The sequence below is a fragment of the Streptomyces sp. genome, from assembly GCF_035645055.1.
GTDB lineage: Bacteria > Actinomycetota > Actinomycetes > Streptomycetales > Streptomycetaceae > Streptomyces.
The window spans coordinates 367417-383555 of the sequence record NZ_DASQNH010000076.1 but is presented as its reverse complement, the minus strand read 5'-3'; the positions used below and the strand labels follow the sequence as shown (position 1 = coordinate 383555).

Genomic DNA, 16139 nt, shown 5'->3' with positions numbered 1-16139 from the left:
TCTCGTGATCAGGGCCGGCCGGCGGCCGGCACCTCCTCGCCGGGCCGCACCGGCCCCGGCGGTGTGCCGTCCCCGAACGGACGGCCGCCCAGCACCTCGCGGTGATGGGCCGTCAGCCAGCCCCGCAGGTCCGGCCCGAGCGGCACGATCCCGGTCGGGTTGATGCCGGTGTGCACCCGGTAGTAGTGCCGCTTGATGTGGTCGAAGTCGACCGTGTCCCCGAAACCGGGCGTCTGGAACAGATCGCGGGCGTACGCCCACAGCACCGGGAACTCCGTCAGCTTCCGGCGGTTGCACTTGAAGTGGCCGTGGTAGACGGCGTCGAACCGCACCAGCGTGGTGAACAGCCGGATGTCGGCCTCGGTGATCGTGTCACCGACGAGGTACCGCCGCCGGGCCAGCCGCTCGCTCAGCGCCTCCAGGCGGCGGAAGACGTCCGAGCAGGCGGCCTCGTACTCCTCCTGTTCGGTGGCGAAACCCGCGCGGTACACCCCGTTGTTGACGTCCTCGTAGACCTCCGCCATCACCTCGTCCATCTCGTCCCGCAGCCGCTCCGGGTACAGGTCCGGTGCTCCTTCCCGGTGCAGGGCCGTCCATTCGGTGGCGAAGTCCAGCGTGATCCGCTGGTAGTCGTTGGTGACCAGCTTCCCGGTCGGGACGTCGACGATCGCCGGGACGCTGACCCCGCCCGGGTAACCGGGTTCCCGCCGGTCGTAGGCCTCACCGAGGAAGCGGATGCCGAGCACCGGGTCGCGGCCGTCCGGATCGAGGGTGAACCGCCAGCTGCGGTCGTCCTGGACCGGATCCGCGATCGCCAGCGACACCGAGGCCTCCAGGCCCAGCAGCCGACGGGAGATCACCGCCCGGCTCGCCCACGGGCAGGCACGGCTGACCACCAGCCGGTAACGGCCGGCCGCCACCGGCCACCCGTCCCGGCCGTCCGCGGTGATCCGGTCCGCGAAATGGCTCTTCGACCGCTGGAACGACCTGCGGCCGTAGGCGCTGTTCCCGTCGCCTGCGGCACTCATCCCTGGCTCCTTTCCGCCCGCGAGTCCTGCCGACGAGTTCCGAGTTCCCCCGTTCCCGCGCTCCGCACGGTGTGATCCGCGCCGCCCGGGGCATCCGGCGGGAGTGAGCGGGACATCCTCGAACGCGGACGGGAAGCGGCAGACGGCGCAGACGGCACCGGACCACGAACACGGCGAGCCGGCGGAGGTGAGGCACCGGGCCGCGCGCGAGACACCGGACCCGGCCGGGCCGCATCGCGAGGCCGCGCGGCGCGAGGCGCAGGCGGCGGACCGCAGTACCCGCGTCACCGTGCTGGTGGCGCTCGTCGCCAACCTGGTGATCGCGGTCGCCAAGGCCATCGGCGGCCTGCTCGCGGGCTCCCCGGCGCTGCTCTCCGAGGCCGCGCACTCCGTCGCCGACAGCCTCAACGAGGTCTTCCTTCTCGCCGCGCTGCGCCGCAGCCGCCGCCCCGCCGACCGGCGCCATCCCTTCGGCTACGGCAAGGAGCGGTTCTTCTGGTCGCTGCTCGCGGCCGTCGGCATCTTCGTCATGGGTGGCTGCTTCTCCTTCTACCAGGGTGTCGAAGCGCTCACCCGCGACGCCGAGGAGAGCTTCGGCGGCTACGTCGCCGGCCTGATCGTGCTCGGGGTGGCGCTGCTCGCCGAAGGCGCCTCCCTGCTGCGGGCCCTGCACCAGCTGCGCCGGCAGGGCGTCGCCGACGGGCTGCGCGACCCGGCGCTGCGCACGGTCGTCGCCGAGGACGGCACGGCGGTGCTCGGCGTCCTCCTCGCCTTCACCGGGATGGCGCTGCACATGGCCACCGGCGACGTGGTGTGGGAGGCGTCCGCGTCCCTCGCCATCGGCACCCTGCTCGTCTATGTCGCCTACCGGCTCGGCCGGGAGGCGCGCGACCAGCTGATCGGGGAGGCCGCCGACCCGGAGGCCAGCGGACGGATCCGCGCCCTGCTGCGGGCACAGCCGGAGATCGACAGCGTGGAGGCGCTGTTCACGATGAAGACGGGCATCGACTCGCTGCTGGTCGCCGCACGGGTGGACCTGGTGCCCGGCCTGGACAGCGAGCGGGTGGAGGAGGTCGCCGTGCGCATCAAGGGGTCGATCGGCCGTACCGTGCCCGAGGCCTGCCAGATCTTCCTCGACGTGACCGACCGGCGTGCGCAGGAGGCAGTCGAAAGCCCCGCCGCGACGGGGGAGCGCGGCGGGGCCTGACGGGCGGGTGCCCGGCCTTCACCGTTTCATGCACCCGCCCGCGAAAAGCGGGGCCGGAACGCCTCAGTCGACCGGGTCCAGCACGAACACCGGGATCTCGCGGTCGGTCTTCTTCTGGTAGTCGGCGTACGCCGGATACGCCGCGACCGCCCGCTCCCACCACTCGGCCTTCTCGGCGCCGGTGACCTCACGGGCCCTCAGGTCCCGTTTCACCGGGCCGTCCTGGAGTTCCACCAGCGGATCGGCCTTGACGTTGTGGTACCAGACCGGGTGCTCGGGGGCGCCGCCCAGGGAGGCGACGACGGCGTAGCGGCCCTCGTGCTCGACACGCATCAGCGGGGTCTTGCGGAGCTTGCCCGTCCGGGCGCCCCGGGTGGTCAGCAGCACGACGGGGAGTCCGGTGTCCAGCAGGGTCGTGCCCCGGGTGCCGCCGGAACTCTCGTACAGCTCCACCTGCTCGCGCACCCACCGGGTCGGGCTGGGCTCGTACTCGCCTTCCAGTGGCATGTCATCCGTCCTCTCCTCGAGAGGGCCCGGCCACCACGGTGTCCGGACCTGCCTGCACCGTGCTGCAACACCGGCACGGGCGTGTTTCATCCCACCCGCCGGGGCGGGACCCCGATGGCAGGGTGCTCAGGCTGCGGAGTCCAGGAGCAGCCGGGCCGCCTCCCGGGCATCGGCGGCCGGCGCGGTGCTCCCGGTGATGCCCGCCGTGACCATGGCGCCCTCGGCCAGCAGGAACAGCGGCCCGGTGAGCGCGGCGGGCAGTCCCGCGTCCGCGACCAGACCGGCGAGGTAGTCCCGGAACGCCTCCTTGTGCGCCCGCACGCGCTCCGCCACCCCCGGCGAGGTGGCCCCCAGTTCGCCGTACGCGTTGATCCACGCGCAGCCCCGGAAGCCGGGCTCGGCGAACCAGTCCGCCAGCCAGTCGAACACCGCCAGCACGCGCCGCCGCGGGTCCCGGTGCCCCGCGACATGGGCCGCGAGGCGACCGCGCCAGCGCTCGTCGCGCCGGTCCAGATATGCCTCGACCAGCTGCTCCTTGGCCGGGAACAGCTGGTACAGCCGCTTGAGCGAGAGTCCCGAGGCGGCGCGGACGGCGTCCATGCCGACCGACTGCACGCCGCGCCCGTAGAACAGGTCCTCCGCCGCGTCCAACGCCCGCTCCCGGGCCACCGCGCTGTCCATGAACCGCCTCTCCCCGTCCTCTCCTTGACGCGAGAACGATCGTTCTCATACGGTAGCAGCCCCGCTGGAGAACGATCGTTCTCCGACCTTGCCGGAGGGAGCCGACCATGACCGCCCGCCCGCCCCTGCCCCCCTTCACCCGCGAGACCGCCGTACAGAAGGTGCAGGCCGCCGAGGACGCCTGGAACACCCGCGACCCGCACACGGTCGCCCTCGCCTACTCCGAGGACTCCGTGTGGCGCAACCGCGGCACCTTCCTCACCGGCCGCGCCGAGATCGCCGCGTTCCTGACCGCGAAGTGGGCGCGGGAGGAGGAGTACGCCCTGCGCAAGGATCTGTGGGCCTTCGACGGCAATCGCGTCGCGGTCCGCTTCCAGTACGAGTCGCGGGACGCCGACGGCCGGTGGTGGCGGTCGTACGGCAACGAGCTGTGGGAGTTCGACGAGCGCGGGCTGATGACCCGGCGCGAGGCCAGCATCGACGACGTGCCCATCGAGGAGCGGGAGCGGCGCATCCACGGCCCGCGCCCCGAGGCCGAGCGCGGGCTGAGCCTCCCCCTTGAGTAGGGTGCCCGGGTGACTCGACAGGCCGGGAAGCCCTTCCTCTACGTCGTCGTCTGCGCCGCCGGGATCGCCGCGGACGTCGGCGAACTGATCGGCGCCGCCCAGCGGCGGGGCTGGGAGGCCGGCGTCATCGCCACCCCCGTCGCCGTGAACGGCTTCTTCGACACCGCCGCCGTCGAGGCCCGGACCGGCCGCCCCGTCCGCTCGGCCTGGCGCACCCCCGGCGAGCCGCGCCCCTTCCCGCCGCCGGACGCCGTCGTCGTCGCGCCCGCCACCTTCAACACCGTCAACAAGTGGGCGGCGGGCCTCGCCGACACCCTCGCGGTGGCCACCCTCTGCGAGGCCAGTGGTCTCGGTGTGCCCGTCGCCGCCCTGCCCTGCGTCGCCCACGCCCTGGCCGCCCACCCCGCCTACCAGGAGAGTCTGGTCCGGCTGCGCGGCATGGGCGTGCGCTTCGGCGAGCCGTACTCCGGCGAGGACGACGCGGCCCGGTTTCCGTGGGAGCGGGGCCTGGACCTCGTCGAGGGCCGGTAACTCGTACCCTCCCCTGGTGAGCCTCAATCGACGGCAGGAGCATCGACGATGCGGTATGTGAAGCTCGGTTCGACCGGCCTGGACGTCTCCCGGATCTGCCTGGGCTGTATGACGTACGGCCTTCCCGACCGGGGCGTGCACGAGTGGACGCTCGACGAGGAGGCGTCCCGGCCGCTCATCCGGCAGGCCGTGGAAGCCGGGATCACCTTCTTCGACACCGCGAACGTGTACTCCGACGGCACCAGCGAGGAGATCGTCGGCCGCGCGCTGCGCGACTTCGCCCGCCGCGACGAGATCGTGCTGGCGACGAAGGTGCACGGCCGGATGCGGCCCGGCCCGAACGGCGCGGGCCTGTCCCGCAAGGCGATCATGACCGAGATCGACCACAGCCTGCGCCGCCTCGGCACCGACTACGTGGACCTCTACCAGATCCACCGCTTCGACCCGCACACCCCGGTCGAGGAGACGATGGAGGCCCTGCACGACTTGGTGAAGACGGGCAAGGTCCGCTATCTCGGGGCGAGTTCGATGTACGCCTGGCAGTTCTCCAAGATGCAGTACACGGCCGAGCGGCACGGCTGGACGACGTTCGTCTCCATGCAGAACCACTACAACCTCCTCTACCGCGAGGAGGAGCGCGAGATGCTGCCGCTCTGCGCGGACCAGGGCGTCGGTGTGCTGCCGTGGAGCCCGCTCGCCCGGGGCCGGCTCACCCGCGACTGGGGCACCGTCACCGACCGCAGCTCCCGCGACGACTTCGGCAGCACCCTCTACCAGGAGGGCGATCACGCCATCGTGGACGCCGTCACCCGGATCGCCGCCGACCGCGGCGTCCCGCGCGCCCGGGTGGCCCTCGCCTGGCTGCTGCACCGGGACACCGTGGCCGCCCCGGTCATCGGCGCCGCCGAGCCGCACCACATCGAGGACGCGGTGGCCGCGGTGGAACTGGAGCTGACCGACAAGGAGATCGAGGAGCTGGAGCGCCCCTACACCCCGCACCCGATCGCCGGGCACTGACGGGCACTGACGGACGGAGCGCCCTGACGCCTGCTCAGGCGCCGGACCCCGCCCGCAGCACCGTCAGGGACACCGTCGACTCGTTGCCGCCCACCGGCACCTCGCCCGCCGTCCACGGCACCCGCAGCGGCTCCCGCTCGTCCGGCGGGGTGACCAGCAGCGCCGCCGGAGTGGCCGTACGGGCCCCGCTGATCTCGGGGTTGGCGTACGACAGCCCGGCCCATGCGCTGCGGCCCGGCGCCAGAGTGACCCGCGCGGGCGACTCGGGCTCGCGCCGCGGGTCGGGGCCCAGCTGCCGTCCGGAGGCGTCGACGAAGGCGGCGCCCGGGAAGCCGTGGACGGTGCAGGTGCGGGCGGAGGCGTTCGTCAGGACGACCGGGTGGTTCTCCTGGCCGGCCCCCGGATCGTTGCGGCCGACGGAGGCACGCAGCTCGGAGGTGCGGCAGCGGGTGCCGTCGGGGGCGGCGGTCCGCGTGGCCGGCGGCGCCGAGACGGTGGAGGTCTTCGTGGCGGGCGGCGCCGAGACGGTGGAGGTCTCCACGGTGGGCGGCGCCGAGACGGTGGAGGCCGCGGGGCTCGTCGCGGGACCGCGGTCGCAGGCGGTCAGCAGTCCGAGCGCGGACATCGCGACGACGAGTGCCGCGCGAGGCGAGGACGAACGCGAGGACGACGACGGACGGGCCATGGGAACCGGGTGCCCCGGCCCCTGACCGGGATGCCTACTCCTCCTCGAACAGGGCGAGTTCGGCCCAGATCGTCTTGCCGTCGGGGGTGTGCCGGCTGCCCCAGCGCTGGGTGAGCTGCGCGACCAGCAGCAGCCCCCGGCCGCCCTCGTCCCAGGTCTTGGCGCGGCGCAGATGCGGGGCGGTGTGGCTGGTGTCGGAGACCTCGCAGATCAGCGTGTCCGCGTCGTGGATCAGCCGGAGCCGGATCGGGTGCGAGCCGTACCGGATGGCGTTGGTGACCAGCTCGCTCACCACCAGCTCGGTGGTGAAGGACGCCTCGGTCAGCCCCCAGGTGCTGAGCTGTTCGAGCACCTGCTTGCGGATCGGCGCGACCAGTGCCGGATCGGCGGGGATGTCCCAGGTCGCCACCTGGGAAGCGGGCAGTCCGTGGGTGCGGGCGACCAGCAGGGCCACGTCGTCGCAGGAGCCGCCGGCCGGCAGCAGGGCGTGCAGGATCCGGTCGCAGGTCTCGTCCAGGGAGCCGGGGTCCGCCGAGCGGGAGTCCGCCGGGCCGGCGTCCGCGGGTCCGGCGCCCGCGGCGAGCGCGTCGAGCAGCAGCCGCCGGCCGGTCTCCTCGTCCCGCCCCGGGGTGTCGACCAGACCGTTGGTGAAGAACGAGAGCAGGGTGCCCTCGTGCAGATACAGCTCCGCCGCCTCGAAGGGCAGTCCGCCCAGGCCCAGGGGCGGACCGGCGGGGACGTCGAGTTCCCGGGGCGCTTCGCCGGGCGGCATCACGATCGGCGCCGGATGCCCGGCCCGGGCGAGGGCGCAGCGCCGGGACACCGGGTCGTAGACGGCGTAGAGACAGGTCGCGCCGACCTCGCCGGGGCTGCCCTCGCCGCCGGACTCCTCCGACAGCCGGACCACCAGGTCGTCGAGGTGGGTGAGGAGTTCGTCGGGGGCGAGGTCGATGTCGGCGAGGGTGCGCACGGCGGTGCGCAGCCGGCCCATGGTGGCCGAGGCCGGGATGCCGTGCCCGACGACGTCCCCGACGACCATGGCGACCCGCATGCCGGACAGCGGGATCACGTCGAACCAGTCGCCGCCGACTCCGGCCCGGGCCGCCGGGAGATAGCGCGAGGACGCCTCCAGCGCGGCCGTGCGCGGCAGGGTGCGGGGCAGCAGGCTGCGCTGGAGGGCGAGGGCGGTGTCGCGTTCGCGGGAGTACCGGCGGGCGTTGTCGACGCAGACCGCGGCGCGGGCCGTGATCTCCTCGGCCAGCATGACGTCGTCCGGGGAGAAGGGGTCCGGCCGCCGGGAACGGCTGAGGACGGCGACGCCCAGGGTGGTGCCGCGGGCCTGGATGGGCACGGACATCGTGGAGTGGAAGCCGTACCGCCGGTAGCGGTCGCGGCGTACGGCGTCCTGTTCCAGCCACCGCTCCACGGTGCCGTCGCCGAGCGAGGCCACGATGGTCCGGCCCGCCAGCAGCGAATCCGCCTGGGGGGAGGCGGCCGGGTGCGACTCCACGTCGCCGGGCGGGACCATCGCCTCCGGGCAGCCCGGATTCACCGACTGGTGCGCGACCCGGCGCAGGGTCACCGGCGCGGTGATCCGGTCCGAGGGCGGCGCGCCGGTCTCCGGCGGTTCGAGCAGGTCGACGCTGACGAAGTCGGCGAGCACGGGGACGCAGACATCGGCCAGCTCCTGGGCCGTACGCGTGACGTCGAGGGTGCTGCCGACGCGCACGCTGGCCTCGTTCACCAGGTGCAGCCGCTGCCGGGCACGGTAGTTCTCGGTGATGTCGTGGGCGGCCAGGCACACGCCCCGCACCCGCCCCTCGGCGTCGGTGACGGGGGCCATCCGGGCCAGCCAGGCGTGCGCCCGGTCCTCGCCGCCGCTGCGCAGGAAGGTCTGGACGTCCTGCGCCTGCCCGGTGCTGAGCACCTGGAGCAGGTGCCGTTCCAGCTCCTCGTTCTGCGGCTTTGCGCCCAGCTCGGAGATCCTGAGGCCCTGGGCGCGCTCCGCGGGCAGGCCGATCACCCGGGCCATCGCGTCGTTGAGCGTGTGCAGCCGCAGGTGCTGGTCGTAGACGGCGATGGCGCAGGGGGACTGGAGGAGCGACGCGGCGTTCAGGGGGTCGTCGGGGGAGCGGGGACCGGGAGGCTCCAGCGGGGTGACGACGAGCCAGTCGCCGGGGCCGCCGCCGGCGGGCCGGCGGTGGTGGGCGAGCAGCCATACGGGCACCGCACGGCCGGCCTGGTGACGCAGGGTGACCATGCCGTGCCAGCGGGGGCCGCTGACCTCGGGGGCGGAGCCGGCGAGCAGCCGGGCGGCGGGCCGTCCCACGATCTCGTCGGCCGTCCAGCCGAGCAGTCGCCGGGCGCCCTCGTTCCACTGGGTCAGGACGCCGGCGTCGTCGATGACAGCCCGGGCCGTCGCGGCCTCGTCGAACGGGTACTCCGGGCTCATCGTCGCCACTCCATCGCGCATACTCACCGTTACAGGCGCGTCACTTCCGTTCCAGCGTAGTGCGTCGCGCTTCCCCGCGGACGGGAACCCGCGGCCGGTCGGTGTCACGCTCGGGCGAGGCGGATCCAGGGGGGCGAGGGATGTGGAGACGGGGGGAGGACTTTGTGTATGCCGCCAGCATTGTTAGCCTGCGACGTATTTCGATTGCGTTGATCGATGATCGTCGGCAATGCCCCTGGGAGGGGAACGAGGGTGCGCATGACCAGCAGCACGGGCGAGGTCGCGGAGACCGTGCCGGGTGACCAGGAGCTCAGAATGCTCCTGGCGGGCCTGACGGCCGTCCGGGACGGTGACTTCGGCACCCGCCTGCCAGAGGATGCCGACGGGCTCATGGGCGACATCGCCACCGTGTTCAACGGCATGGTCGACCAGCTGTCCGTGTTCACGTCCGAGGTCACCCGCGTGGCCCGCGAGGTGGGCACCGAGGGGACCCTGGGAGGCCAGGCGGAGGTGCCGGGCGTCTCCGGCACCTGGGCCGACCTGACCGACTCGGTCAACGCCATGGCGGGCAACCTGACCACGCAGGTCCGGGACATCGCCCAGGTGGCGACGGCGGTGGCCAAGGGCGACCTGTCCCAGAAGATCGACGTACCCGCGCGCGGCGAGATCCTGGAGCTGAAGGAGACCGTCAACACGATGGTCGACCAGCTCTCCGCGTTCGCCGACGAGGTGACGCGGGTGGCCCGCGAGGTCGGCAGCGAAGGACGCCTCGGCGGCCAGGCCAAGGTGCCCGGCGTCGCGGGCGTCTGGCGCGACCTGACCGACTCGGTCAACCTGATGGCGGGCAACCTGACGTCCCAGGTCCGCAACGTCGCCCAGGTGACGACGGCCGTGGCCAAGGGTGATCTCTCGCAGAAGATCACCGTGGACGCCCGGGGCGAGATCCTGGAGCTGAAGAACACCATCAACACGATGGTGGACCAGCTGTCCGCGTTCGCCGACGAGGTGACGCGGGTGGCCCGTGAGGTGGGCACCGAGGGCCGCCTCGGCGGTCAGGCGGACGTCAAGGGCGTCAAGGGCACCTGGCGCGACCTGACCGACTCGGTGAACTTCATGGCGGGCAACCTGACCTCCCAGGTCCGCAACGTCGCCCAGGTCGCCACCGCGGTCGCCAAGGGCGATCTCTCGCAGAAGATCACCGTGGACGCCCGGGGCGAGATCCTGGAGCTGAAGAACACCATCAACACGATGGTGGACCAGCTGTCCGCGTTCGCCGACGAGGCGACCCGGGTGGCCCGCGAGGTCGGCACCGAGGGCCGCCTCGGCGGCCAGGCGCACGTGCGCGGCGTCTCCGGCACCTGGAAGGACCTCACCGACAACGTCAACGTGATGGCGTCGAACCTGACCAGCCAGGTCCGCTCCATCGCCCAAGTCGCCACCGCGGTCGCCCGCGGTGACCTGTCGCAGAAGATCACCGTCGAGGCCAAGGGTGAGGTCGCCGCCCTCGCGGACGCCATCAACACGATGGTGGACACCCTCTCCGCCTTCGCGGACGAGGTCACCCGGGTGGCCCGCGAGGTCGGCACCGAGGGCCGCCTCGGTGGCCAGGCCCAGGTGCCGAACGTGGCCGGCACCTGGAAGGACCTCACCGACAACGTCAACTCCATGGCCAACAACCTCACGGGCCAGGTCCGCAACATCGCGCTGGTCACGACGGCGGTGGCCCGGGGTGACCTGTCGAAGAAGATCGACGTGGACGCCCGCGGCGAGATCCTCGAACTGAAGACGACCATCAACACGATGGTCGACCAGCTCTCCGCGTTCGCCGACGAGGTCACCCGCGTCGCCCGCGAGGTGGGCACCGAAGGACGCCTCGGCGGCCAGGCCGAGGTGGAGGGTGTCTCGGGCACCTGGAAGCGGCTGACCGAGAACGTCAACGAGCTGGCCGGGAACCTGACCCGGCAGGTGCGCGCCATCGCCGAGGTGGCCAGCGCCGTCGCCGAGGGCGACCTGACCCGGTCCATCACCGTGGAGGCGTCCGGCGAGGTCGCCGAACTCAAGGACAACATCAACTCCATGGTGGAGTCACTGCGCGAGACCACCCTGGCCAACCAGGAACAGGACTGGCTCAAGACCAACCTCGCGCGGATCGCCGGCCTCATGCAGGGCCACCGCGACCTGCCCGTCGTGGCCGAACTCATCATGGACGAGCTGGTCCCGCTGGTCTCGGCCCAGTACGGCGCCTTCTACCTCGCCGAGGACGGCGAGCAGGGCCCCGAGCTGCGGCTCGTCGGCTCCTACGGCCGCCCCGAGGACGACGCGCGCCCCGAGCGCATCCCCTTCGGCCGCTCCCTGGTCGGCCAGGCCGCCCGCAGCCGCCGTACCATCGCCGTCGACCAGCTGCCGTCCGACTACGTGACCATCTCCTCGGGCCTCGGCCGGACCGTGCCGACCACCCTGCTCCTGCTGCCGATCCTCTTCGAGGACCACGTCCTCGGCGTGATCGAGCTGGCGTCCGTCACCCGCTTCACCCCCATTCACCAGGACCTGCTGGAGCAGCTGCGGGAGACGATCGGCGTCAACGTCAACACCATCCTGGCCAACGCCCGTACCGACGAACTGCTCGGCGAGTCGCAGCGCCTGACCGCCGAGCTCCAGGTCCGGTCGGCCGAACTCCAGGCCCAGCAGGAGGAGCTGCAGCGCTCCAACGCCGAACTGGAGGAGAAGGCCTCGCTGCTGGCCACGCAGAACCGCGACATCGAGGCGAAGAACCTCCAGATCGAGCAGGCCCGGCAGGAACTGGAGGCACGCGCCCAGCAGCTGGCGCTGGCCTCGAAGTACAAGTCGGAGTTCCTGGCCAACATGAGCCACGAGCTGCGCACCCCGCTCAACAGCCTGCTCATCCTCGCCCAGCTGCTCGCACAGAACCCCTCGCGCAACCTCACCCAGAAGCAGGTGGAGTACGCGGGCATCATCCACTCCGCCGGCTCCGACCTGCTCCAGCTGATCAACGACATCCTCGACCTGTCCAAGGTCGAGGCCGGAAAGATGGACGTGGCCCCCGAGCGGGTGTCGCTGCGTCAGCTCATCGAGTACGTCGAGGCCACCTTCCAGCCGATGACGAGCCAGAAGGGCCTGGACTTCAAGGTGACCACCGCGCCGGGCGCACCGAGCGACCTGGTCACCGACGACTCGCGGCTGCGCCAGGTGCTGCGCAACCTCCTGTCGAACGCGGTGAAGTTCACCGAGCAGGGCGGCGTCGAACTCGTCGTCCAGCCCGCCGCGCCGGAGGAGGTGCCCGCGGGCGTGGTCAAGGGCGGTTCCGTCGTGGCGTTCCGTGTGAAGGACACCGGCATCGGCATCCAGGAGCAGCAGCTGGAGGCCATCTTCGGCGCCTTCCACCAGGCGGACGGCACCACCAGCCGCAAGTACGGCGGCACGGGCCTCGGTCTGTCCATCACCCGGGAGATCGCCCACCTGCTCGGCGGCGCGGTGACCGTGGACAGCACGCCCGGCCGGGGCAGCACCTTCACCCTGTTCCTCCCGGTCACCCGCCCCGACTTCGAGCAGATCGCCGACCGGGCGCCGGAGCGGCCGGAGATCCTGCCCGCCGCCGAGGACGGCCTCGACATCCCCGTCGCACCGCGCCCGCGCGCGGCCGCACCGCGCCGGCGCCGGCTGCTCGTCGTGGAGGAGCGGCCGCGCGGCCTGCTCACCCTCGTCGCCGAGAGCGTCGTCGCGGACGTCGCCCGGCACAGCCCGGACGAGGCCGTGCCGCGGCCCGTGGTGGACCTGATCACCGCCGTCGGCGCCCAGGAGGCGGCCGGCTCGCTGGCCGCCGAGCCGTGCCACTGCGTCGTCCTCGACCTCGACATGCCCGACGGCGAGGCCGCACGGTTCCTGGAGGCGCTGCGGGGCGACTCGGCGCTGGCCGACGTCCCCGTCCTGGTGCACAGCAGTCACCACACCGACGGGGCGGCCCAGGTGCTGCGCCCGCACGCGGACGACGGCGCACTGGAGGTCCTCTCCAGCCTCGACGAACTGCGCGAACGCATCGCGCTGCACCTGTCGGCCGAGGAGCCGGGCGACGTGCTGTCGCTGGTGCGGGGCGAGGAGCGGCAGGAGGTGCCGCAGGCCGTCGTCGACGACTCCTTCGCCGGGCGCACCGTGCTCGTCGTCGACGACGACGCGCGCAACCTCTTCGCCCTCAGCGGCATCCTCGAACTGCACGGGTTCCGCGTGCTGCACGCGGAGGACGGCCGCAAGGGCATCGAGACGCTCCTCGCCCACCCCGACATCGACCTGATCCTGATGGACGTGATGATGCCGGAGATGGACGGCTACACCGCCACGGCCGAGATCCGCAGGATGCCGCAGTTCGCCGAACTGCCCATCATCGCCGTCACCGCCAAGGCGATGCCGGGCGACCGGGAGAAATCCCTGGCGTCGGGGGCGAGCGACTACGTCACCAAGCCTGTCGACACCCACGACCTGATCACCTGCGTCCGGCGCTGGCTGTCCCGGTGAGCACGCCGCAGCCCGCCCTCGCACCCCGCCGGAGCGGGGCCCGCCCCGTCGTTCGCGTCCCCGGGGCGCCCCGCCAAGGAGCCTTCCCACTGTGACCACCACCGGCCACCCCGACGAACACCCCGGGACCGAGCCGCGCCCGGATTCCTCCGCGGCGGCCCGGTCGCCGCGCGTGACGCCCGAGGACGCCTGGCCGGCCGCCCCCGCGACCGGCCACCCGGCGCCGGCGGGAACGAGCGCCGCCCCGGACACCACCGCACCCCCGCCCCGGGCGGCCTCCGCCCCCGCGGACGCCTCCACGCCGCAGCCCGGTCTCACCGGCACCGACGCGGCGCCCTCGCCGGCCGACGAGGCCGCGGACGCGGGGACCGGCGGCGACGGCGCCCGATCGCCCGTGCCGGTCGGCGCGGTCCGCGATCTCGCCGGTGTCGCTCCGACCTCGCCCGTCGGCAGGCTGGCCGCCACGGTCGAGCGGCTGCGGCGGGAGGTGCGGGCGGCGCAGGCCGAGGCGGAGGGGCGGGCGCTCGTCGAACTCGCCAAGGGCATCCTGGTGGAGCGGCTCGGCTGCGGCCCGGCGCAGGCCGCCCGGCAACTAGAGGAGCTGGCCGAGCAGGCCCGGATGAGCTCCCTGGAGTTCGCCGTCGAAGTCATCAACCAGGCGGCCCGGGACCGGGTGGCGGAGGCCACGGACGCCTTCCTCGCCGCCACGGGCGCACGTGCGGCGCGGCAGGAGCAGGCCGCCGTACGCCTGCGCGCCGCGGAGAGCGCGGCGCTCGCCGCGCCCGACGCGCAGGCCGTCGTCGGCTCGCTGCTGGAGCACGCGCTGCGCCCGCTCGGCGCGGTGGCCGTGGCCCTGTGGGCGGCAGGCCCCGACGGTTCGCTCAGCCTCTCCGGCAGCGCCGGGTTCGCCCCGGCCGAGGCGTCACGGTGGCGCTATGTGCCGCCGGACGTGGCGACGGTGGCGCGCCGCGCGCTCACCGAGCGCAGCGGCCAGTGGATCACGTCGCTCGCGAACACCGGACTGCCCACCGTCGGCCGGAACGCCCACCCGGACGGCGGCCGGGTCGCCGTGCCCGCCGGCACCGGAGGACGCATCCACGGGGTGCTGGAGATCGCCTGGCCGGCGCCGCTGGAGCCGCAGCCTCCCCAGGTGATCCGCCAGGTCGAGGCGCTGGCCGAGCTGTGCGCCCACACCCTGGAGACGTACCCGCCGCAGCAGGACGCGGTCCACGAGCCGCGGATCATGCCGGACACTGCGGAGCTGATGGACCTCGCCGACGGGCTGCACGACCCGGCCCTGGTGCTGGAGCCCTATCTCGACGACTCCGGGCGGCTGGCGGACTTCCGCATCCAGCACGTCAACACCCGCTTCCTGGATCCCGCGGGCCGGCCCCGGGCGGTGGTGAGCGGGGCCCTGCTGCTGGAGGCGTACCCGATGACGGCCGGGGGCAGCGAGCTGTTCCAGCGCATCGAGCGGGTCTACGCCACCGGCGAGCCGTTCCGGGCGCGGCGGATGCGGCTGACCGCGCTGGTGGACCAGGTGCCGCTGTCGGCGGTGGCGGACATCAGCATCAGCCGGCACGGCAACAGCGTGCTGCTGATCTGGCGCATCGAGGACGAGACGGCCCGGCTGGCGAGCCTGCTCCAGCACGCCCAGCGGCTCGGCCGCGTCGGCGGGTTCGAGGAGAACCTGCTGACGGGCGACATCACCTGGAACGGCCAGATGTTCGACCTGTACGGCCGTCCCCCCACCAGCCCGCCGGTGCCGCTGGAGGAGCTTCCCGCCCACGCCCATCCGGACGACGCGGTGACCATCCGCCGCTTCCTGCGCACGGTGCTGCACCAGCGGCGGCCCGCGTCCGCGGCCTTCCGGTTGCAGCGGCCGGACAGCGTCACCCGTCATATCCGCGTCGTCGCCGAGCCGGTCCTCGACACGGACGGGCGGCTGTTCGTGGTCCGGGGCGCCTGCCAGGACATCTCGGCCCAGCACTGGACGGAGGTGGCCCTGGCGGCCACCCGCGACCAGCTGGCGCACACCGAGCAGCAGGCCGCCGAGCGGAACCGGCTGGCGCTCCAGTTGCAGCACGCCATCATGCCGCCGGCGCAGGCCCCGGTCCGGGTGCCGGGGATGGAGGTGGCCGTGCGCTACCGGCCCGCGGAGACGGAGCATCTGGTCGGCGGTGACTGGTACGACGCCGTGGTCCTGCCGTCGGGGCTTGTGCTGCTGTGCGTGGGGGACGTGGCGGGCCACGGGATCGAGGCCGCGACGAGCATGGTCGTCCTGCGCAACGCGCTGCGCGGGCTGGCCGTCACCGGGGCCGGGCCCGGCCAGCTGCTGTCGTGGCTCAACCTGGTGGCGCACCATCTCACCGGTGCCGTCACCGCCACGGCCGTGTGCGCGCTGTTCGACCCGGACGAGCGCACCCTGCGCTGGGCCCGGGCGGGCCATCTGCCGCCCGTGCTGGTGCGGGACGGCGAGGCCGCTCCGCTGCCCCTGCTCAAGGGGCTGCTGCTGGGTGCCGTGCCGGACGCGCCGTACGAGGAGGGCGAGGTGCGGCTCGCGCCCGAGGACACGCTGCTGATGTACACCGACGGTCTGGTGGAACGCCGGGACAGCTCCGTGGAGGAGTCGCTGACCCACCTGCTGACCACGGCGTCCCGTGCGGCGCCGACCGCGCTGGACCAGCAGCTGGACCGGCTGCTGACGTACAGCAGGTCGGACACGGACGACGACACCTGCCTGGTGGGCATCCGGGTGGCCTAGGGATCGTCTCGTCGATCAGGCCGGATCAGGCGCCGGACACCGCGAGCCCGGCATGATCGGCGAGACGCCCCCTGAGGGGTGCCGCGAAGTCGGCACCCCACGCGCGGGCGCGGTCCGGTCCGGACGCGGCGGTCCGGGGGAGATGCCGAAGCAGTCGAACCAGTCTCCTCCGGA

Annotated in this window: 11 protein-coding genes; 6 read left to right on the top strand and 5 right to left on the bottom strand. The window is 73.2% G+C overall.

The window, feature by feature from the left end; all coding sequences use genetic code 11:
* Nucleotides 1-8: 8 nt before the first annotated feature.
* A complete protein-coding gene (locus VE614_RS25840; protein WP_324941779.1) occupies nucleotides 9-1028 on the bottom strand; it encodes a glutathione S-transferase family protein in 1020 nt (339 codons plus the stop codon).
* A 289-nt stretch (nucleotides 1029-1317) separates the two neighbouring features.
* Between VE614_RS25840 and VE614_RS25835 the strand changes: the two genes are divergently transcribed.
* On the top strand, nucleotides 1318-2235 hold the full coding sequence (locus VE614_RS25835; protein WP_324942025.1) for a cation diffusion facilitator family transporter: 918 nt from the start codon (nucleotides 1318-1320) through the stop codon (nucleotides 2233-2235).
* 63 nt (nucleotides 2236-2298) lie between these two features.
* On the opposite strand, the gene VE614_RS25830 is transcribed toward VE614_RS25835, so the two are convergent.
* Nucleotides 2299-2742 carry a nitroreductase family deazaflavin-dependent oxidoreductase gene (locus VE614_RS25830; protein WP_324941775.1) on the bottom strand — a complete coding sequence of 148 codons (444 nt, stop codon included), beginning with the start codon at nucleotides 2740-2742 and terminating at the stop codon, nucleotides 2299-2301.
* A 126-nt stretch (nucleotides 2743-2868) separates the two neighbouring features.
* Nucleotides 2869-3423, bottom strand: coding sequence for a TetR/AcrR family transcriptional regulator (locus VE614_RS25825; RefSeq protein WP_324941772.1), 555 nt, complete (start codon nucleotides 3421-3423; stop codon nucleotides 2869-2871).
* 107 nt (nucleotides 3424-3530) lie between these two features.
* Between VE614_RS25825 and VE614_RS25820 the strand changes: the two genes are divergently transcribed.
* Genes VE614_RS25820 through VE614_RS25810 form a run of 3 tightly spaced genes read left to right on the top strand, consistent with a single transcriptional unit; the run spans nucleotide 3531 to nucleotide 5537 of the window.
* Nucleotides 3531-3989 carry a nuclear transport factor 2 family protein gene (locus VE614_RS25820; protein WP_324941769.1) on the top strand — a complete coding sequence of 153 codons (459 nt, stop codon included), beginning with the start codon at nucleotides 3531-3533 and terminating at the stop codon, nucleotides 3987-3989.
* 9 nt (nucleotides 3990-3998) lie between these two features.
* Nucleotides 3999-4520 carry a flavoprotein gene (locus tag VE614_RS25815; RefSeq protein WP_324941766.1) on the top strand — a complete coding sequence of 174 codons (522 nt, stop codon included), beginning with the start codon at nucleotides 3999-4001 and terminating at the stop codon, nucleotides 4518-4520.
* A gap of 48 nt (nucleotides 4521-4568) precedes the next feature.
* Nucleotides 4569-5537: an aldo/keto reductase gene (locus VE614_RS25810; protein ID WP_324941763.1), complete on the top strand. Its 969-nt coding sequence runs from the start codon at nucleotides 4569-4571 to the stop codon at nucleotides 5535-5537.
* Nucleotides 5538-5571: 34 nt separating this feature from the next.
* On the opposite strand, the gene VE614_RS25805 is transcribed toward VE614_RS25810, so the two are convergent.
* On the bottom strand, nucleotides 5572-6222 hold the full coding sequence (locus tag VE614_RS25805; protein ID WP_324941760.1) for a DUF4232 domain-containing protein: 651 nt from the start codon (nucleotides 6220-6222) through the stop codon (nucleotides 5572-5574).
* 34 nt (nucleotides 6223-6256) lie between these two features.
* Nucleotides 6257-8674 (bottom strand): SpoIIE family protein phosphatase, encoded by a 2418-nt coding sequence (locus VE614_RS25800; RefSeq protein ID WP_324941757.1) that lies wholly within the window; start codon nucleotides 8672-8674, stop codon nucleotides 6257-6259.
* A 258-nt stretch (nucleotides 8675-8932) separates the two neighbouring features.
* Here VE614_RS25800 and VE614_RS25795 point away from each other — a divergent pair, with 258 nt between their 5' ends.
* Nucleotides 8933-13201: a HAMP domain-containing protein gene (locus VE614_RS25795; protein WP_324941754.1), complete on the top strand. Its 4269-nt coding sequence runs from the start codon at nucleotides 8933-8935 to the stop codon at nucleotides 13199-13201.
* 394 nt (nucleotides 13202-13595) lie between these two features.
* Complete coding sequence (locus VE614_RS25790; protein WP_324942023.1) at nucleotides 13596-15965, top strand: SpoIIE family protein phosphatase; 2370 nt, start codon at nucleotides 13596-13598, stop codon at nucleotides 15963-15965.
* Nucleotides 15966-16139 lie beyond the last annotated feature (174 nt).

What these genes read in the sequence shown, in the direction of transcription:
- VE614_RS25795 (WP_324941754.1), top strand. Translation starts at nt 8,933, where the DNA reads ATGACCAGCAGCACGGGCGAGGTCGCGGAGACCGTGCCGGGTGACCAG.
- VE614_RS25805 (WP_324941760.1), bottom strand. Translation starts at nt 6,222, where the DNA reads ATGGCCCGTCCGTCGTCGTCCTCGCGTTCGTCCTCGCCTCGCGCGGCA.
- VE614_RS25800 (WP_324941757.1), bottom strand. Translation starts at nt 8,674, where the DNA reads ATGAGCCCGGAGTACCCGTTCGACGAGGCCGCGACGGCCCGGGCTGTC.
- VE614_RS25820 (WP_324941769.1), top strand. Translation starts at nt 3,531, where the DNA reads ATGACCGCCCGCCCGCCCCTGCCCCCCTTCACCCGCGAGACCGCCGTA.
- VE614_RS25810 (WP_324941763.1), top strand. Translation starts at nt 4,569, where the DNA reads ATGCGGTATGTGAAGCTCGGTTCGACCGGCCTGGACGTCTCCCGGATC.
- VE614_RS25830 (WP_324941775.1), bottom strand. Translation starts at nt 2,742, where the DNA reads ATGCCACTGGAAGGCGAGTACGAGCCCAGCCCGACCCGGTGGGTGCGC.
- VE614_RS25840 (WP_324941779.1), bottom strand. Translation starts at nt 1,028, where the DNA reads ATGAGTGCCGCAGGCGACGGGAACAGCGCCTACGGCCGCAGGTCGTTC.
- VE614_RS25825 (WP_324941772.1), bottom strand. Translation starts at nt 3,423, where the DNA reads ATGGACAGCGCGGTGGCCCGGGAGCGGGCGTTGGACGCGGCGGAGGAC.